Source organism: Blastococcus sp. URHD0036 (assembly GCF_000701365.1).
GTDB lineage: Bacteria > Actinomycetota > Actinomycetes > Mycobacteriales > Geodermatophilaceae > Trujillonella.
The window spans coordinates 23009-41506 of the sequence record NZ_JNIK01000004.1; the positions used below are offsets into that span (position 1 = coordinate 23009).

Genomic DNA, 18498 nt, shown 5'->3' on the forward strand with positions numbered 1-18498 from the left:
TCAGGCGTCCCAGGCCAGGCGCAGGCCGCTGAAGACCTGGCGGCGGATCGGGTGGTCCCAGTTGCGGAAGCTCGGCCGCAGGATCGAGGACCCCACCGCCCACGAGCCGCCGCGCAGCACCTTGTAGTCGCCGCCGAAGAAGGGCGCGGAGTAGTCGGCGTAGAGCATCGGCCGGAACCCCGGCCAGGCGGTGAACCCCGACGACGTCCACTCCCAGACGTCGCCCAGGAGCTGCTCGACGCCATATGCCGACGCCCCGGCCGGGTACGCGCCGACCGGTGCCGGTCGCAGGGCGGCGCCGTCGAGGTTGGCCAGCGCGGCGGTCGGCTCGGTGTCCCCCCACGGCCGGCGGCGGCGACGGCGCAGCGCCGGGTCCCACACCGCGGCCTTCTCCCACTCGACCTCGGTGGGCAGCCGCGCTCCCGCCCAGGCGGCGTGGGCCTCGGCCTCGAACCAGGTGACGTGCTGGACCGGTTCGTCCGGCGGCAGCTGCTCGACGACGCCGAATCGGGTGCGGGTGCCGTCGGGCCCCCAGTACAGCGGCGCGGTGAGGCCGGCCTCGTCGCGGTGCGCGCGGCCGCGGTCGGACCACCAGCGGTCGTCGCGGTAGCCGCCGTCGGCGACGAACGCGGCGTACTCGGCGTTGGTCACCGGCACCCGCCCGATGCGGAACGCCGGGACGTCGACGACGTGCGCCGGCCGCTCGTTGTCCAGGCTGAACGGCTCGTCGGCGGCGTCGACGCCGAGCACGAACTCGCCGCCCGGCACCAGCACCGACGTGCCCGCGACCCCGGGCCGGCCGGGCGGCAGGGGAGCGCCCGGGCCGAGCAGCGGCGGGCCGGCGCGCAGGGCGAGGGCCTGCAGCATCGTCTCGTCGTGCTGCTGCTCGTGGCTGACCACCATCGCGACGGCGAAGGCGTCGTCGACAGCGTCTCCGTGGACACCGAGCCGCTCCACCCGGTCCAGCACCCGGCCGCGCACGTCCCGGCAGTACGCGCGGGCCTCGACCGGCGGGAGCAGCGGCAGCCGGGCGCGGACGGCGCGCGGCTGGCTGAACGCGTCGTAGAGCACCTCCACCTCGGCCGGCAGCACGCCGGGGCGGGTGGCGTCGCCGCCGCGCAGCAGCCAGAGGTCCTCCTGCTGGCCGATGTGGGCGAGGTCCCAGACCAGCGGCGACAGCAGCGGGGTGTGCTGGGCCAGCAGCTCCGGCTCGTCGTGGTCGGTGAGCAGCAGCGTGCGCTCCCGGGCGGCGGTGAGGTCGCGGGCCAGGGTCTCGCGCAGGTCGGTCACGGTGCCTCCGTCCGGTCGGTGGCGGCGAGGAGGGCGGAGGCGGGACCGCCGGTGCGCAGGGCGTTGAGCAGCGCGCCGCCGGGATCGGCTCCCCGCTCGACGAGCTCGGCGAGCGCCTCGACCTCCGGGCGCAGGGCCGGCGGGACGGCGTCGACCGCGGCGGCCAGGCAGCCCCGGGCGGCGGCGTGCAGGGCGGGGTCGGCCAGCCCGAGACGGGCCGCCCGGTCCCATGCGTCGGCGGTGGGTGCGCTCGCGGCGGCGGCGCGGTCGGCGGCGACCGGGTCGTCGAGCAGGACGGTGGTGACCGCGGCCAGCGCCGGCCACCACGGCTCGGGTGCGGCGTCGAGGTAGCGGATCTCCAGCCAGCCGCGCGGGCGCACCGGCGGGAACAGCGTGGTCAGGTGGTACTCGAGGTCCGACGCCGTGGGCCTGCGGTCGCCCAGCGGGACCTCGCCGCTCACCCAGTCGGAGAACGCCACCCGGCCCCGTACGGGCTCCGCGTCGTCCCCGTCGCGGACCAGCATCACCGGCGCGGCCAGCGCATAGGCGGCCCACTCACCGGCCGGGTCGTCGCCCCGGAGCAGCGGGCCGCAGCGGGCCTGGTCGAGGTCGCCCCACACCTGCTGGCGCGTCGACCGCCACCCGGTGGGCCGCCCGCCGGACAGCGGCGAGCACGCCGACACGGCGACCAGCACCGGACCCAGCTGGTGGGCCAGCGCCACCCGGGTGCTCCAACCCGCGGCGGGCCCGGCCTCGAGGTTGACCTGCAGTGACGCCGTCGACGTCATCATCGCCGAGCCGGCCGGCGCGCACCCCACGGCGGCGAAGTGCTGCTCCATGGCCGCGTACCGCCCGGCGGGGTTCACCCGCTGCGGCGGCCGCAGCGGATCGGTGCCCACCGGCGCGAGGGCCAGCCGGTCGGCGGCCAGCGCGGCGGCCAGCACGACCCGGTCGGCCCGCAGCGCGGCGACGGCCGCCGCGACGTCGGGCAGCGGCGGGCCCGACAGCTCCACCTGGCCGCCGGGCTCGCTGGTGAGCCGGCTCCCGCCGGGCAGCGGCGGGACGCTCGCCAGGGCGCCGCACACCCGGCCCCACGGCACCCGGGCCGCCGGCCGGTCGAGGTCGACGAGATGGGCCTCGAGTTCCAGGCCCACCGTGCCGGTGGGCCCGTCGGAGAGCGCGGCGGCCGCGACGGCGGCGAACGCGGTGTCGAGGTCGAGCACGGGGCTGCGTTGATCGGTCTCGGGGGCCACGTCGGCCCACCCCCTCCAGGTCCGGACCGGTCGCCGGGGCGACCGCGGGTCGGTGCGGGGGCGGCCCGTCGAGCGGCCGTCCTCGATGTCCATGGTGCACGTTGGTGCCGACAGGACAAGTCCGCCGTCCGCCCGCGCTCCCGGTGTTCGCGAGACGATGGCCGGGTGGATGCCTCCCCGGGGAAAGAGTCCGCGCCGCGGCCCCGCGACGCGCTCGGCCGCCCGCTGCCCCGGGGGGCCGTGGGCGTGGAGCGGATGCAGGAGGGGGTCGAGCGCACCCCGGACGAGGCGGTGACCGAGGCGCAGCGGCTGCTGGACGACGGGTTGCCCTTCCACGCCCACGAGGTGTTCGAGGACGCGTGGAAGGCCACCGCCGGTCCGGAGCGGGAGCTGTGGCGGGGCCTGGCGCAGCTCGCCGTCGGCGTCACCCACGCGGCGCGGGGCAACCCGCGGGGTGCGGCGACCCTGCTGGACCGGGCGGCGCGCAACCTCGAGCCCTTCGCCGGGGACCCGCCGCACGGGATCGACGTGGCCGGGCTCGTCGCCTGGGCGCGGACCGCCGACCCGTCCGGCCCGCTCGCCCCGCCGCGGCTGCGGGGCACCCAGTAGCAGGCGTCGACCGGCGGACCGAGGTGACCGCTGTCACGGTGGGACGATCGGAGGCGCCATGAGCACCGACACCAGCGCCGCCCCTGACCGGACCGACGCGGGGGAGCCCACCCCGCCGGCGGCCCGCGGGCCGGTCACCTCCGCGTCCTACTCCGTCACCGTCCGGCTCACCGCCGACGTCGACCCGGCGAGCATCGGCCGGATCGCGACCGCGGTCGGCACCGCCGGCGGGGCGGTCACCGCGATCGACGTGGTGGAGTCGCGCACCGACCACCTGACCGTCGACGTCACCTGCTCGGCCGCCGACGCCGAGCACTCGCAGGAGATGGTCGAGGCCATGGGCGCCGTCCCCGGCGTGCAGGTGAAGAAGGTCAGCGATCGGACCTTCCTGCTGCACCTCGGCGGCAAGCTCGAGGTCGCCTCCAAGGTGCCGCTGAAGACCCGCGACGACCTGTCGATGGCCTACACCCCCGGTGTCGCCCGCGTCTGCCTCGCGCTGGCCGACCACCCCGAGGACGTCCGCCGGCTGACGATCAAGGGCAACACCGTCGCCGTCGTCACCGACGGGTCCGCCGTCCTCGGGCTGGGCGACATCGGCCCCGGTGCGGCGCTCCCGGTCATGGAGGGCAAGGCGGTGCTGTTCAAGCGGTTCGCCGACATCGACGCCTGGCCGATCTGCCTGGACACCCAGGACGTCGACGAGATCGTGCGCACCGTCGAGCTCCTCGCCCCCGGCTTCGGCGGCATCAACCTCGAGGACATCTCCGCCCCGCGCTGCTTCGAGATCGAGAAGCGGCTGCGCGAGCGCCTCGACATCCCGGTCTTCCACGACGACCAGCACGGGACGGCGATCTGCGCCCTGGCCGCGCTGACCAACGCGCTGCGCGTGGTGGACAAGCAGCTCGACGCGGTGCGGATCGTCGTGGCCGGCGGCGGCGCGGCCGGGACGGCGATCGTGAACCTGCTGCTCGCCGCGGGAGCGCGGAACGTCCTGGTGTGGGACCGCGAGGGCATCCTCCGCCCCGACGACGAGCGGCTCAGCCCGGCCAAGCGCGACCTGGCCGCCCGCACCAACCCCGGCTGCGTGCGCGGGGAGCTGCCGGACGCGCTGACCGGCGCCGACGTCTTCATCGGCGTGAGCGCGGGCAACGTCCTCGCCGTCGAGGACCTCGGGCGGATGGCCGAGCGCGCCGTCGTCTTCCCGATGGCCAACCCGACGCCGGAGGTCGACCCGGTGCGGGCCCGGCAGTACGCCGCCGTCGTGGCCTCGGGCCGGTCGGACCTGCCGAACCAGATCAACAACGTGCTGGCGTTCCCGGGGGTGTTCCGCGGGCTGCTCGACGCCCGGGCCACGGAGATCGACACCCCGATGCTGCTGGCGGCCGCCGAGGCGCTGGCCGCGATCGTCACCGACGAGGAGCTCAACGCCAACTACATCATCCCGAGCGTCTTCGACCCGGCGGTGACCACGGCGGTGGCGCAGTCCGTGGCCGACGCCGCGCGGGCGACGGGTGCGGTCGTCGAGCTCCCCGGCCGCCCCGGCCTCTCCGACTGATGAAGGACCCCGTCCTCCTCACCCCTCGCGAGCTCGGGGCGAGCCTCTGGACGGGGCCACGGGTTCAGTCTTTCGCGGGGAACATCCGGTAACAGGGTCGCGAGGGGCGTCCGGCGTGGATCATGGCCGGATGCCCGAGTTGCCCGAGGTGGAGGCGCTGGCGGCGTTCCTGCGGGAGAACGCCGTCGGCAGGGTCCTGACGCGTGCCGACCTGGCCTCCGTCCAGGCCATCAAGACGTTCGACCCGCCGCTGTCGGCGCTCGGCGGGCTGGAGGTCACCGGTGCCTCGCGGCACGGGAAGTTCCTCGACCTCGACGTCTCGGGCCTGCACCTCGTCGTCCACCTGGCGCGGGCCGGCTGGCTGCACTGGCGGGAGAACCTGCCGGCCGCGCCGCCCAAGCCCGGCAAGGGCCCGCTGGCCCTGCGCGTGCACCTGGATGACGGCAACGGCTTCGACCTCACCGAGCAGGGCACCCGCAAGGGCCTGGCGGTGTACGTCGTCCGGTCGCCGGCCGAGGTGCCGGGCATCGACCGGCTCGGGCCCGACGCGATGGCCGTGGACCGGGAGCAGTTCGCCGCGCTGCTCGCCGGGCGCAGCGGGCAGCTCAAGGGCGCGCTCACCGACCAGACGCGGATCGCCGGCATCGGCAACGCCTACTCCGACGAGATCCTGCACGCCGCCCGGCTGTCGCCGTTCAAGATGGCCGACAAGCTCACCGACGACGAGGTGATCCGGCTCTACGACGCGATGCGCGCCGAGCTGACCGACGCCCTCGACCGCCAGCTCGGGCAGAAGGCGGCGACCATGAAGGGCGAGAAGCGCTCGGGGCTGCAGGTGCACGCGCGCACCGGCCTGCCGTGCCCGGTGTGTGGCGACACCGTCCGCGAGGTCAGCTTCGCCGACACCTCGCTGCAGTACTGCCCGACCTGCCAGACCGGCGGCAAGCCGCTCGCCGACCGCCGGATGTCCAAGCTCCTGCGGTAGTGGAGTGCGACAGCGCAGGTTTTCTGCGCTGTCGCACTCCGCATCAGGCGAGCAGCTCCCGGGTGACGGCGGACTGCTCGGTCAGCACGCCGCCGATCACCTGCTGGGTCTCGTTGATGCTGTCCACGAGCGTGCTGATCGCCGCCAGCGCGGTGACCACCCGGTCGACCTGCTGCTGGATCGCGGTCACCTTCCCGTCGACGTCGGTGGTGGCGCGCGCGGTCTCGGTGGCGAGCTCCTTGACCTCGTTGGCGACGACGGCGAAGCCGCGGCCCGCGTCCCCGGCGCGGGCGGCCTCGATGGTGGCGTTGAGGGCGAGCAGGTTGGTCTGGTCGGCGATCCCGCGGATGACCTTGACGACCTTCCCGATGTCCTGGCTCGAGACGCCGAGGCCGGCCACCTCCTCGTTGGCCTGCGCGGTCAGCCGGTGCCCGTCCGCGGCCACCGCCGTCGCCGACAGCACGTTGCGCTCGACCTCGGAGATCGAGTCCAGCAGCTGACGGCCGGCCTCTGCCAGGCGCTCGGTCGCGGCGAACCGCTCGAGGGCCTGACCCAGGAGGAAGGCGGCGCTGCGGAGCGCGGCCGCCCGGCCGGGGGCGAGCACCAGGGTGCGGGTGGCGAAGAAGTCCATCGTGCCCACAATCTCGCCGCCGACCAGGATCGGCAGGCACACGCCGCTCTTCACGCCCGCGCGCCCGGCCGCCGGTGCGCGCACGCAGTCGGTTATCTCGGCGAGGTCCTCGACGAAGAACAGGTCGCGGGTCTTCCACGCGCGGCCGGAGAGCCCCACGCCCTCGCGGAAGGACGCCGACAGGGTGACCTCGCGGAACTCCCGCCCCGCGCTGCCGGACTCCTGCACGAAGTGCAGCGCGCGGTCGGTGGGGTCGATCGCCCAGTACGAGCCGTAGTCCCAGCCGAACCCGTCGCGGATGGTCGACAGCGCCCGCTGCATGGCCTGCTCGCGGGTCGCCGCCGCGGTCACCTCGCGGAGCAGGTCGGTGACCGCGCGGGTGTCCTCGCCGGCCTCGGTCTGCCGGACGGCGGACGAGACGCGCTCCACCGCCTGCGACACGAGCACGCCGACCGCGCGGAGCGTGGCCAGCCGCGCCGTGGAGAGCTCCAGCGTCTCGGTGGCGAAGAAGTCCATGGTGCCGGTGACGACACCGTCCTCCAGCACGGGGAAGCAGACCCCGCTGCGCACCCCGACGCGCTGCGCGACGGGCGCGCGGACGCAGTCGGGCAGCTGGCCGAGGTCGGCGACGGCCACCAGGTCGCGCTGCCGCCAGGCCCGGCCGGCCAGCCCGACGCCCTCGCGGAAGGAGGCCGAGCGGGTCACCTCGCGGAACTCGGGACCGGCGTCGCCGGACTCCTGCACGAAGCGCAGCGCCCCCTCGGCGGGATCGACCCGCCAGTAGGACCCGTAGGCCCAGCCGAAGCGCCGGCGGACCAGGTCCAGGGCGGTGCCGACGGCCTCGGCCACGGTGGTGGTGTCGCGGAGGGCGCCGACGATCTCGGTGACGGCTTCGACGTTGGCCCGCGCCTCGACGACGTACGGGCTCTCGGGGACGGCGGGACGACGGGCGAACGGCATGGGGGATTGCTCCTGGGGCTGCCGGGGGTGCCGGGTGCACTGTTGACCCGACGCCGGGACCTTCGACCCTGGTGAGCGTGTAGTTGAGTCCGAAATGAATCTCTTTCGCACGAGATGGTTGGATGCAATGGATCGGGTACCGACTCGTTTCGCCTGGTCAGCGGGTCGCGCGGCGTCCGGCCAGCCAGGTGCCGGCCCGGGCGACGGCACTCGTCGCGACGCCGGCGCCGTCGCCGTCCGCACCGTCGTCGTCGGCCTGCGAGCCGACCGCCGTCCACCAGTCGGCGGTCGCCGCCGGGGCCAGGACGTCGACCCGCTCCCCGGGCCGGGGGACCGCAACCCGCACGTCGGACTCCGCGGCCGCCGCGCACAACCGCTGCACCGGCTCGGCCCAGCCGTGGAAGCCCAGGTTGAACGTCGCCCAGTGCACCGGGACCAGCACGCCGCCACCGAGGTCGCCGTGCGCCCGCACCGCCTCCTCCGGCGTCATGTGGATGTACTTCCACGCGTCGTTGTAGGCGCCCACCGGGAGCAGGGTGAGGTCGAACGGGCCCAGTCGGGCACCGATCGCGGCGAACGCGGGCGTGTAGCCGGTGTCGCCACCGAAGAACACCCGGTGCCGCGGTCCGGCGACGACCCACGACGACCAGAGCGTGGTGTCCCGGGTGAGGAAGCGACCGGAGAAGTGCCGTGCCTCCGTGCAGGTCAGGGTCAGGCCGGCGACCTGCACCTCGCCGTCCCAGTCGAGTTCGACGACCCGGTCGTCGGGCACGCCCCAGCGGCGCAGGTGGGCGCCGATCCCGAGCGGGACGACGAACGGGGCGCTCTGCCGGTGCAGCAGTTCGCGCACGGTGGGCAGGTCGAGGTGGTCGTAGTGGTCGTGGCTGATGAGGATCGCGTCGACGGGCGGCAGGACGTCGAGCGGGGTCGGCGCGGGGTGCAAGCGCACCGGCCCGACGAGGGGGGACGGCGACACCCGCTGTCCCCAGACCGGATCGACCAGCACCCGGCGTCCGTCGACCTCCAGCAGCGCGCTCGAGTGCCCGAACCAGGTGACGGCGAGCTCGGCGGCCTCGGCCGGGGGCGGCGTCCGGACCAACGGCACGGGCCGGGCCGGCACGCCCTTGCTGCGGTCCTCCCGCATCTGGCGCAGCAGGCTCCGGCGGTCCTCGCTGCCGGGCAGCGACGGCGTCGACAGCGTGTTGCGGAAGCGCCCCTCGGAGAAGTGCGGAGAGCCGGCGACGTGTGGGCGTAGCGCCCGGCGGCTCGCACCGAGGGCGACCGGCAGCCCCCAGGCGGCGCGGGTTACCCAGGCGACGGGTGCGGCGAGGAGTGCGGCGGCGACGAGTCCGCGGCGGGAGCGCATCGCCCGAGCATCCCAGCGGTCGCCGGAGCGCGCCGTCGGCGCCCCCGGTGGGCATGCTGGACCGGTGGACGACGACGTCGAGCCGGCCGGGGACCCGGCCTGCTGGCTGGACCGGGTGTGCCCGCGCTGCGGGCGGCTGGTCGAGGGCGAGCCGCGTCCGGAGCGGTGCCCCGGGTGCGGAGAGGCCCTCCCGGACGCCTGAGGAACCGCATCGGTGACAGATCGGTCTCGTCCAAGTGGCGGGTGCGGTCCGCCTCCATAGAGTGATGTGGATCACTCTGTCGACCAGGCCGGAGGCGCGCAGTGACCCCACCCACCGAACGTCGGATGCTCACCCCGGAGGAGTACCGCCAGGCGCAGGACTCCCCGGAGTTCACCGAACTGCGCCGCCGCTTCCGCCGCTTCGCCTTCCCGATGACGGTCGCGTTCTTCTCCTGGTACCTGCTCTACGTCCTGCTCTCGACCTACGCCGACGACTTCATGGCGACCGACGTGTTCGGCGACGTGAACGTCGGGATCCTGCTGGGCCTGGGGCAGTTCGTCACGACGTTCCTGATCACGCAGCTCTACGTGCGGCACGCCGATCGCAACACCGACCCGATCGCCGACGAGATGCGCGACCGGCTCGAGCACCACGAGTACGCCCGGGAGACGCCGGCCGTGGACGGCGGCACGCAGGGGGCCACCCGTGCCTGACACCGTCCCTGCCGTCGACGTCATGGCGGCCGACTCCACCGTCGGCGAGCCCGCGATCAACATCGCGATCTTCGGCTTCTTCGTGCTGATCACGCTGGTGATCACGTTCCGGGCCAGCCGCAACAACAAGACCGCCGCCGACTACTACGCCGCCGGGCGCAACATCAGCGGCACCCAGAACGGCCTGGCGATCGCCGGGGACTACCTCTCGGCCGCGTCGTTCCTCGGGATCGCCGGGGCCATCGCGCTGTTCGGCTACGACGGCTTCCTCTACTCGATCGGCTTCCTGGTGGCCTGGCTCGTGGCCCTGCTGCTGGTCGCGGAGCTGCTGCGCAACACCGCCCGCTTCACGATGGCCGACGTCCTGGCCTTCCGGATGCGGCAGCGGCCGGTGCGCATGGCGGCGGCCATCTCCACGCTGGCGGTCTGCCTCTTCTACCTGGTGGCGCAGATGAGCGGCGCCGGCGGGCTGGTCACGCTGCTGCTGGGGATCGAGGGCGAGGCCGCGCAGGCGCTCGTCGTCGTCCTGGTCGGCGCGCTGATGATCATCTACGTGCTGGTCGGCGGCATGCGCGGCACCACCTACGTGCAGATCATCAAGGCCTCGCTGCTCATCGCCGGCGCGCTGGTGATGACGCTGTGGGTGCTCGGCAAGTACGGGTTCAGCCTGTCCGCGCTGCTCGGCGGCGCGGCCGAGACGGCGTCGGAGCAGACGGCACCGGTCGACGTCCTCGCACCAGGCGCCCAGTACGGGGCCACCGGGACCTCGCAGCTGGACTTCGTCTCGCTCGGGCTCGCACTGGTCCTCGGGACGGCGGGCCTGCCGCACGTGCTCATGCGCTTCTACACCGTCCCGACGGCGAAGGACGCCCGGAAGTCGGTGGTCTGGGCCATCTGGCTGATCGGCATCTTCTACCTGTTCAGCCTGGTCATCGGGTACGGCGCGGGCGCGCTCGTGGGTGCCGACGAGATCGTCGGCGCACCCGGGGGGCAGAACTCCGCCGCGCCGCTGCTGGCGTTCGAGCTGGGTGGGAGCGTCCTGCTCGGCATCATCGCCGGCGTCGCGTTCGCCACGATCCTCGCCGTGGTGGCCGGGCTGACGATCACCGCGTCGGCGTCGTTCGCCCACGACATCTACGCCTCGGTGATCAAGAAGGGCGAGGTGTCGCCCAACGGCGAGGTGCGGGTCGCCCGCATCACCGCCGTCGTGATCGGCGCGGTGGCCATCGGGCTGGGGATCCTCGCGCTGCAGGCCGGGCTGAACATCGCCTTCCTGGTGGCGCTGGCCTTCGCCGTCGCCGCCTCGGCCAACCTGCCGACGATCCTCTACACGCTGTTCTGGAAGCGGTTCACCACCCAGGGCGCGCTGTGGTCGATCTACGGCGGGCTGATCGCCTGTGTCGGGCTGATCGTCTTCTCGCCCGTGGTGTCGGGCGACCCGGCGGCGCTCTTCCCGGACGTCGACTTCGCCTGGTTCCCGCTGAAGAACCCGGGGATCGTCTCGATCCCGCTGTCGTTCTTCCTCGGGTGGCTGGGCACCGTGGTGTCCAAGGAGGCACCGGACACCGACAAGTACGCCGAGCTCGAGGTGCGGTCGCTGACCGGCATCGGGGCGGAGAAGGCCGTCCAGCACTAGCGGGTGGACCCCGGCGGGAGCCGGGGTCCACCTATCCGGCCAGGGTGCCGGCCCAGTCCGAGGACGCCGCCCGCGTGAAGGGGGCGACGTCCTCGGCGGCCAGGTCGACCGCCGAGTAGGCGCCGCTGCCGGCCCCCACGCAGGCGACCACCGTGGCGACGCCGGCCCGGCGCTGGAACGGTGACTGCCGCACCTGCCAGCTCACCACCGCACGCCGCTGCAGCACCGCCTTCTCCTGCACCACCCACCCGCGCCGGACGGCGAACGAGCGGGGACCCGCCGCGTGCCCCAGCGCGGCGTAGCGGCCGAGCCCGACCGGCACGCCGAGCAGCAGCAGCACGATCCCGACGGCGAGGACCGGCCACCACCCCGCCAGCACCGCGCCGACCGCCGCGGCGGTCGTGACGACCGCGCCGGGAGTCATCGCCCGCACCACCTGCCGACGGCGGGCCGCGGCCGGGTGCCGGCGCAGCGGCCCCGGGTCCTCGACGAGCTGCGCGGCGAGTGCGTCGGCGCGGTCCCGCGGGCCGAGGGGCAGCAACTGGCCCCGGCGCTGGGCGTCCCCGAGCCCGGTGACCAGCGCACTCACCCGGGCCGCGCCGGCCCAGCGCAGGCCGAGCCCCGCCGAGACCGTCACCCCTCGGATGCGGTCGACCTCCAGCTCGGTGTGCCGGCGGGTGACCAGCCCGCGGTCGGCGACGAGGGCGCCCCCGCGGCGGACCAGCCGGAAGCCCCAGTTCACGACCGCGGCCCCCGCCACCGCACCGAGGGCCAGGAGCACGAGCACGGCCGCCGCCGCGAGCAGTCCCGCCGTCCAGCCGCTGAGCTGGACGCCGTCCACGTCGGGGCGCAGGTCCCGCGGCAGCTCGTCGAGGAGCCGGAACAGCGCGCCCACCGCGGCGACCGGGACGGCGAGGTAGCTGCCGGCCAGCGGGGCGTAGAGCAGCCAGCGGGGGTCGAAGCGGGCGAGCTCCTCCTCGGCCGGGGGCTCCGCGGCCGGTGCGGCGCCGGCCGCGTCGGCGGTCGCGCCGGACCGGCGGGAGAGCAGCCCGGCGCGCAACCGCTCGCCCTCGGCGCTGGTCACGCCGTCGACCAGCACCTCCTCGCCCTCTCCGGTCGTCGCCCCCGCCGCGGCGTCGATCCGCACGCGCACGACGCCCAGCAGCCGGTGCAGCAGCGGCGCCTCGACCTCCACGCCGCGGATGCGGTCCCGCGGGACGGTGCGCACCGAGCGGGCCAGGAGGCCGCGGGTGACCACCACCGACGTCGGCCCGTCGGTGTAGCCGAACCGCCACCAGGCGAGCGCCGCCGAGGTCGCTGACAGCAGCGTCACCGCGAGGACGAGGGCCGCGACCGTCGTCAGCCCGCTGTCGAAGCCGATGGCGGCGCCGACCGGCAGCGCGATCGGCACCCACTGCCGGGCCTGCTTGAAGGTGACCGTGTGCAGCAGGACCACCCGCGGGGAGGTCCGCTGCACGACGGGCCCAGTCATGTGGCCTCGTCGCGGACCTGCTCCGCCCGGTGCACCAGGTCGGCGGCGACCCGTTCCGCCACGTCGGCCGGCAGGTGCCGGACCCGGACCGTGCCGCTGGACGAGGCGGTGAGGACGGCGATCGTCGCCAGGCCGTAGAGCTGCTGGACCGCGCCGCGCGTCACGTCGACGGTCTGGATCCGGCTGATCGGCACCAGGGTCCAGGTCCGGGTCAGCCAGCCGGAGACCGCGTAGACCGCCTCCCCGGTGACCTCCCAGCGGTGCACCCGGTACCGGATGCGGGGCTCGAGGCCGATCGCGACTCCCGCGTAGAGCACCAGCAGGACCGGCCCCACCCACGGCAGGAGCGACAGCGGCAGGTCGTCGGTGGGCAGGAGCAGCAGGGCGGGCACGAGCAGCGCGGCCCACAGCAGCGTGCCGAGCACTCCCTGGGTCACCCACAGCCCGATGGCCGACCGCGACACCGGCCAGGCCGGCTCACGGACCGGGGAGCTGCTGGGGGCGGTCATCGCGGCCATCCTCGCAGGCGGGAGCGCCCCTGCCCGCGTGGGACGATGGACGTCGTGATGCCGCAGCAGATCCCCACCGTGTCCGCCGCCGAGCTCCCCGAGGACGCCGTCGTCCTGGACGTCCGCGAGGACGACGAGTGGGTGCACGGGCACGTCGAGGGCGCGACCCACATCCCGATGGGGCAGGTGCCGGCCCGGCTGGACGACGTCCCCGAGGCCGACACCCTGTATGTGATGTGCCGGGGCGGCGGACGGTCCGCGCGGGTCGCCGCGTGGCTGAACCAGAACGGCTACGACGCGGTGAACGTCGGCGGCGGGATGGGCGAGTGGGAGGCGGCCGGCCGGCCCATGGTCAGCGAGACCGGCCAGCCCCCCTTCGTGCGCTGAGCGGAGTGCCAGAGCGCAGGAATCCTGCGCTCTGGCACTCCACTCAGCTCTTCAGCTCGTACTCGGCGAACTTCGAGCGCAGGTCCTTCTTCGAGAACTTGCCGACGCTGGTCTTGGGCACCTCGTCGATGAACTCGACGGCGTCGGGCATCCACCACTTGGCCACCAGCGGCTTGATGTGCTCGAGGATCTCCTCCTCGGTCGCCGTCTCGCCGTCCTTGAGCACGACGCAGGCCAGCGGCCGCTCGTCCCACTTCGGGTGCGGGATGCCGACGACCGCGGCCTCCTTCACCTTCGGGTGGCTCATGATCGCGTTCTCCAGGTCGACCGAGCTGATCCACTCGCCGCCGGACTTGATGAGGTCCTTGGTGCGGTCGGCGATCCGGATCGAGCCGAACTCGTCCATGGCCGCGACGTCGCCGGTCTTCATCCAGCCGTCGGCGGTGGTGAGCTCCACGCCGGCGTCGGGGTTGTAGTAGTCCTTCGCGCACCACGGCCCGCGGACCTGCAGCTCGCCGGTGGCCTTGTCGTCCCAGGCCTGCGGCTCGAGCGTGTCGGAGTCGACGATGCGGGCCTCCACGCCGAGGAACGGGATGCCCGCCCGCGAGCGCTGGTCTGCCTTCGTCGCGTCGTCGGCGTCGACGTAGCGGCGGGGGAGGATGCCCGAGGAGGCGACCGGGTGGGTCTCGGTCATGCCCCACGCCTGCAGGATCGCCAGGCCGACCTGCTCGCGGTAGGCCTCGCTCAGCGCCTTCGGCACCGCGGAACCACCGCAGCCGATCTCGCGGAGCTTGTGCTCGCGGCCGGCCAGGTGCGGGAGCACGCCCTGCCAGATGGTCGGGACGCCGGCGGTGAAGGTGACGCCCTCGTCCACGATCAGGTTCGCCAGCGCCTCGGGCTGCATCATCGGGCCGGGCATCACCAGCGAGGCGCCGGCGGCCGGGGCGGCCTGCGCGATGCCCCAGGCGTTGGCGTGGAACATCGGCACGACCGGCATCGCGACGTCCTGGATGCCGAGGCCGAAGGCGTTGGGCGCCATCACGCCCATCGTGTGCAGGAACGTCGAGCGGTGGGAGTAGACGACACCCTTCGGATTCCCCGTGGTGCCGCTCGTGTAGCACATCGAGGCGGCCGAGTTCTCGTCCTCGACGTGGAAGTCTACCGGCTGCGCCTCGGCCAACAGCGTCTCGTAGTCGAGCACCCGCGGGTCGTCGGGGATCTCGTTGTCGCCGCCGTCGTCCATGACGACGACGTGCTTCACCGTCGTCATGCTGTCGACGAGCTTCCAGAACAGCGGGAGCACCGACCGATCGACGAAGACGACCTCGTCCTCGGCGTGGTTGGCGATGTAGGTGAGCTGTTCGGGGAACAGCCGGATGTTGAGTGTGTGCAGCACACGGCCGGTGGACGGCGCGGCGAAGTAGAGCTCCAGGTGCCGCTGGCTGTTCCAGCCGAAGGTGCCGACCCGGCCGTCGGCGGAGATGCCGAGGGTGTCCAGCACGCCGCCCAGGCGCCGGGTGCGGTCGGCCCACTCGGCGTAGGTCACCCGCGTCATGCCTTCGGGGCCGGCGGTGGCGATCGTCCCGTCGCCGTAGTGCTGCTCGACGTGCCGGAAGATCGCGTCGATGGTGAGGGGATAGTCCTGCATCAGGCCACGCATGGCGTGATCGTGCCAGTGACGGCCGCCACCTTCTACCCGTGGGTAGCGGAGGACGATGGCTTCCTGCGATGGGAGGTGCCCCGTGCGGCTCCTGGTCACGAGCGTCCCCGGCCTGGGACATCTGCACCCCGTCCTGCCGCTGGCGCTCGCCGCCGCGGCGGCCGGACACGAGGTGCTCGTGGCGACGGGTGCCGACCGGATCGGCTGGGTCCGGGAGTGCGGCTGCGAGGCCGTGGCCGCGGGCTCGGCTTACCGCGAGATCTCCGGGCAGGCGGACGTGCGCGGTCTCGACGGCGTCGAGCGGGCGACGCAGATGTTCACCACCATCGCCGTCCCGCCCCTCGCCGAGGACCTCCTCGAGCTCGTGGACGACTGGCGGCCCGATGTCCTGCTGCACGAGGAGGGTGAGTACGCCGCACCCCTGGTGGCGGCGCTGTGCGGGTTGCCGTGCGTCACCCAGAGCTGGTCCGCGCCGGCGCGCACGGTGGCCGGGCGCGCGCTCCTCCAGGGACCGCTCCAGGCGGTCTGGCGGCGGTTCGGGGCCGGTGGGACGGCCGGGCAGGTGGGCTCCCTGTATCTCGACGCCTGCCCACCGCCGCTGCAGGTGGCCGACGTCGCGGTGGTCGGCGCCCGAGTCGTCGCCGTCCACCCGACCGGCTTCGACGGGCCGCCGGAGCCGGTACACGGGTGGCTGGAGTCCCTCCCGCGCCCAGCGGCCTACCTCACGCTGGGCACGGTGCCGCGGTTCTGCCGGCCCGATCTGCTCCAGCGCCTCGTCGACGCGGTCGCCGCCGTCGTCCCCGGCGTGGTCGTCACCACCGGGCCGCACCCGCCCGACGTCCTGCGCACTTCCTCCCCGGACGTGCACGCTGCGCAGTACCTGCGCCAGTCCGCCGTCCTGCCGCACGTGGACGCCGTGGTCTCCCACGCCGGGGCGGGGACGACCGCCGGCGCGTTGCTGAACGGTGTCCCGCTCCTCCTGCTGCCAGCCGGGACACCCAGCCAGCAGGCCGGGGCGGCGCGCGTGGCCGCCGCCGGTCTCGGCCTGCGCCTCGCGTGGGCCGACGCCAGCCCCGGCCGGCTGCGCGCGGCCGTCGCCGAGTTGCTGAGCCGGGCCGACCTGCGGAGCGCGGCGTCCCGGGCACGCGAGGACCTGGACCGTCTGCCCCGCCCGGCGCAGGTCGTGCCGCTCGTCGAGGCGCTCTCGGTCAGGGCGTGAGGACGACGGGCAGCTCGGCCAGCCCGCGGATGACGAACTCCGGACGGCGGCGCGGCGGGTACCCCAGCTCCAGCCGCGAGGTGCGCGACAGCAGCGCACCGAAGGTGGCCTGCAGCTCGACGCGGGCCAGCGGAGCGCCGATGCAGAAGTGCACGCCCGCGCCGAAGGAGATCTGCGGGTTGGGCGTGCGGCCCACGTCGAGGCCGTCCGGGTCGGCGAACACGGCCGGGTCGCGGTTGGCGCTGCCGAGCAGCGCGGCGATCTTCTGCCCCTGCTCGACGGTCACGCCGCCGATCTCGACGTCGTCGGTGGCGGTGCGCTCGAACAGCTGCAGCGGGGAGTCGAAGCGCATGAGCTCCTCGACCGCCGTGGGCAGCAGCCCGGGGTCCGCGCGCAGGCGGGCCAGCTGCTCGGGGTGCTCCAGCAGCGCCAGCAGGCCGTTGCCGGAGACGTTGACGGTCGCCTCGTGCCCGGCGTTGAGCAGCAGGATGCAGGTGGTGACCAGCTCGTCCTCGGTGAGCCGGTCGCCGTCGGTGTCCCGGACCGACACGAGGTGGGAGAGCAGGTCCTCGCCCGGCTCCCGCCGGCGCTCGGCGGCCAGGTCCCGGAGGTAGGCGACGAACTCGGCGGCGGCCCGCTCGGCGGCGTCCTCCACGGCCGTCGTCCGGCCGTACTCGTACATCTTCACGATCGCGTTGGACCACGGCCGCAGCAGCGGCCGGTCGACCGGCGGCACCCCGAGCAGCTCGGCGATCACCGCGACCGGCAGCTCCTCGGCCATGCCCGAGAGGACGTCGACGGGCTCCGCGCCGGCGGAGCGCTCGACCAGCCGGTCGACCAGCTCGCCGGCCAGCTCCTGCACCCACGGCCGCAGCCGCTCGACGTGCCCGCGGGCGAACGCGGTGCTGATCAGCCGGCGCAGCCGGGTGTGGTCGGGCGGCTCCATCTCGAGGATGGCGTTGCGGTGGATGAGGTTGAACGCCCCGAACCGCTCACCCGGCTCCTTGTCCCGCCAGATGCGGCCGAGGCGGCGGTCGCGGAGGACGGCGCCGGCCTCGGCGTGGCTGAACGCCAGCCAGAGCCCCAGGCCGTCGTGCCACTGCACCGGCGCCTGCGCCCGGGCTGCCGCGAACGCCGGATAGGGGTCGGCGACCACCGTCGGGTCGGTGAGGTCGAGCGGAGTCACGACGGGAGCCTAGGAGCGGGGGTCCCTAGGCTGGACCCATGGCCCGCTCCACGACCCGCCGCAAGCCCACCGCCGCCCCCGCCGCCGGGGGCGAGGTCAACCCCAAGGCACCGTGCCCGTGCGGCTCCGGCCGCCGCTACAAGCACTGCCACGGCTCGGGCTACGCCCCGCCGGTCACCCGGCCCTTCGAGGGCCTGCCCGGCGAGGCCCACTGGGTGGCGCTGCGCGAGCTGGTGCCGGCCGCGACCGTGCCGCTGAAGACCGCGGACGGCCGCGACGTGACCCTGGCCAGCGTGCTGCCCGGCGGTGCGCCGGCGCTCGTGCGCGCCAACGGCGAGATCCTCCTCGGCGTCCAGCTGCCCACCTCGTCCGACGACGTCAGCCGCGACCTCGGCACCGCCCTGGCCGCCGCCCTCGAGGCGCCGAAGGGCGCGCCGGTCGACCCGGGCCCGGTCGGTGCCGCGGGCTCCGCCGGACCGCGGCTGCAGGAGCTGCTCGACCTCGACGCGCCGTTCGAGGTGACCGTGCACGACGACTTCGCCTTCTGGCTGGAGGGTTCCGACCCCTCGCCGGCCGCGCAGGCGGGGCTGGAGCAGGCCAACCAGGCCGTGCTCCCCACGGTGCTGCTGCCCGGTCTGGGCGCGGCCTACTGGGTGCGGCCCAGCAGTGAGCGGGCGCACCTGCGCTGGGTGCGCCCGGAGCCGGAGGAGCCGCTGCTCGACGCGCTGGCGCGGCTCTCGGCGTCCGAGCAGATCCTGCTCGGCGAGGGCACCCGCTACGCCGGCGCCTTCCGTGCGCACGGGCTCGTCGTCCCGGTGTGGGACCTCCCGGCCGACGCGCTCGCCGACGACTGGACCGACGCCGCGACCGACTTCCAGGCGCGGCTGGAGGAGGCACTGACGGTCACCGACCCGCTGACCGCCGACGAGCGGCGCGCCCGGGCCGGGCTGATCTCCCGGCAGATCACGCTGCGCTGACCGCGCAGATCAGCGCCGCCCCCGGGTAGGGGGCGGCGCTGCTCCGTCTCTGCCCAGCATGGTGGGCAGAGACGGAGCGTGGCCGGA

At 74.5% G+C, this 18498-nt stretch carries 17 protein-coding genes; 9 read left to right on the forward strand and 8 right to left on the reverse strand.

Annotated elements, in window-relative coordinates:
• On the reverse strand, window positions 1-1290 hold the full coding sequence (egtB, locus tag N555_RS0103835) for an ergothioneine biosynthesis protein EgtB (protein WP_029430181.1): 1290 nt from the start codon (window positions 1288-1290) through the stop codon (window positions 1-3).
• On the reverse strand, window positions 1287-2543 hold the full coding sequence (gene egtA, locus N555_RS0103840; protein ID WP_029430182.1) for an ergothioneine biosynthesis glutamate--cysteine ligase EgtA: 1257 nt from the start codon (window positions 2541-2543) through the stop codon (window positions 1287-1289). The genes egtB and egtA overlap by 4 nt, the downstream gene beginning before the upstream one ends.
• Before the next feature lie 165 nt (window positions 2544-2708).
• Between egtA and N555_RS0103845 the strand changes: the two genes are divergently transcribed.
• The 3 genes from N555_RS0103845 to N555_RS0103855 all read left to right on the forward strand — a co-directional run bounded on the left by N555_RS0103845 (window position 2709) and on the right by N555_RS0103855 (window position 5692).
• Complete coding sequence (locus N555_RS0103845; RefSeq protein WP_029430183.1) at window positions 2709-3152, forward strand: DUF309 domain-containing protein; 444 nt, start codon at window positions 2709-2711, stop codon at window positions 3150-3152.
• A 58-nt stretch (window positions 3153-3210) separates the two neighbouring features.
• On the forward strand, window positions 3211-4707 hold the full coding sequence (locus tag N555_RS0103850; protein WP_051683709.1) for an NAD-dependent malic enzyme: 1497 nt from the start codon (window positions 3211-3213) through the stop codon (window positions 4705-4707).
• 130 nt (window positions 4708-4837) lie between these two features.
• Window positions 4838-5692 (forward strand): Fpg/Nei family DNA glycosylase, encoded by an 855-nt coding sequence (locus N555_RS0103855; protein ID WP_029430185.1) that lies wholly within the window; start codon window positions 4838-4840, stop codon window positions 5690-5692.
• Window positions 5693-5735: 43 nt separating this feature from the next.
• Here the strand turns inward: N555_RS0103855 and N555_RS28560 are convergent, their stop codons facing one another.
• The gene (locus N555_RS28560) at window positions 5736-7283 is read right to left on the reverse strand and encodes a GAF domain-containing protein (RefSeq protein ID WP_029430186.1); all 1548 of its coding nucleotides are present in this window, start codon (window positions 7281-7283) and stop codon (window positions 5736-5738) included.
• A gap of 157 nt (window positions 7284-7440) precedes the next feature.
• Window positions 7441-8649, reverse strand: coding sequence for an MBL fold metallo-hydrolase (locus N555_RS0103865; protein ID WP_029430187.1), 1209 nt, complete (start codon window positions 8647-8649; stop codon window positions 7441-7443).
• A gap of 64 nt (window positions 8650-8713) precedes the next feature.
• Between N555_RS0103865 and N555_RS27760 the strand changes: the two genes are divergently transcribed.
• The 3 genes from N555_RS27760 to N555_RS0103880 all read left to right on the forward strand — a co-directional run bounded on the left by N555_RS27760 (window position 8714) and on the right by N555_RS0103880 (window position 10981).
• Window positions 8714-8851 carry a hypothetical protein gene (locus N555_RS27760; protein ID WP_156036153.1) on the forward strand — a complete coding sequence of 46 codons (138 nt, stop codon included), beginning with the start codon at window positions 8714-8716 and terminating at the stop codon, window positions 8849-8851.
• 101 nt (window positions 8852-8952) lie between these two features.
• Window positions 8953-9345 carry a DUF485 domain-containing protein gene (locus tag N555_RS0103875; protein ID WP_029430188.1) on the forward strand — a complete coding sequence of 131 codons (393 nt, stop codon included), beginning with the start codon at window positions 8953-8955 and terminating at the stop codon, window positions 9343-9345.
• Window positions 9346-9367: 22 nt separating this feature from the next.
• Window positions 9368-10981 (forward strand): solute symporter family protein, encoded by a 1614-nt coding sequence (locus N555_RS0103880; RefSeq protein WP_029430189.1) that lies wholly within the window; start codon window positions 9368-9370, stop codon window positions 10979-10981.
• Between the two features lie 31 nt (window positions 10982-11012).
• Here the strand turns inward: N555_RS0103880 and N555_RS0103885 are convergent, their stop codons facing one another.
• Both N555_RS0103885 and N555_RS0103890 read right to left on the reverse strand, forming a co-directional pair.
• Window positions 11013-12473, reverse strand: a complete 1461-nt coding sequence (locus N555_RS0103885; protein ID WP_029430190.1) for a PH domain-containing protein — start codon at window positions 12471-12473, stop codon at window positions 11013-11015.
• Window positions 12470-12982 carry a PH domain-containing protein gene (locus tag N555_RS0103890; RefSeq protein ID WP_051683710.1) on the reverse strand — a complete coding sequence of 171 codons (513 nt, stop codon included), beginning with the start codon at window positions 12980-12982 and terminating at the stop codon, window positions 12470-12472. Before N555_RS0103890 ends, N555_RS0103885 begins: the two co-directional genes overlap by 4 nt.
• 45 nt (window positions 12983-13027) lie before the next feature.
• Between N555_RS0103890 and N555_RS0103895 the strand changes: the two genes are divergently transcribed.
• Window positions 13028-13369, forward strand: a complete 342-nt coding sequence (locus N555_RS0103895) for a rhodanese-like domain-containing protein (RefSeq protein ID WP_029430192.1) — start codon at window positions 13028-13030, stop codon at window positions 13367-13369.
• 43 nt (window positions 13370-13412) lie between these two features.
• Here the strand turns inward: N555_RS0103895 and N555_RS0103900 are convergent, their stop codons facing one another.
• Window positions 13413-15029, reverse strand: coding sequence for a long-chain fatty acid--CoA ligase (locus N555_RS0103900; protein WP_029430193.1), 1617 nt, complete (start codon window positions 15027-15029; stop codon window positions 13413-13415).
• Between the two features lie 82 nt (window positions 15030-15111).
• On the opposite strand from N555_RS0103900, the gene N555_RS0103905 reads away from it, so the two are divergent.
• On the forward strand, window positions 15112-16248 hold the full coding sequence (locus N555_RS0103905) for a nucleotide disphospho-sugar-binding domain-containing protein (protein ID WP_029430194.1): 1137 nt from the start codon (window positions 15112-15114) through the stop codon (window positions 16246-16248).
• Here the strand turns inward: N555_RS0103905 and N555_RS0103910 are convergent.
• Complete coding sequence (locus tag N555_RS0103910; protein ID WP_029430195.1) at window positions 16238-17434, reverse strand: cytochrome P450; 1197 nt, start codon at window positions 17432-17434, stop codon at window positions 16238-16240. The two genes, N555_RS0103905 and N555_RS0103910, sit on opposite strands and share 11 nt — an antisense overlap.
• Window positions 17435-17472: 38 nt before the next feature.
• Here N555_RS0103910 and N555_RS0103915 point away from each other — a divergent pair, with 38 nt between their 5' ends.
• Complete coding sequence (locus N555_RS0103915; protein WP_029430196.1) at window positions 17473-18411, forward strand: DUF5926 family protein; 939 nt, start codon at window positions 17473-17475, stop codon at window positions 18409-18411.
• Window positions 18412-18498: the final 87 nt, after the last annotated feature.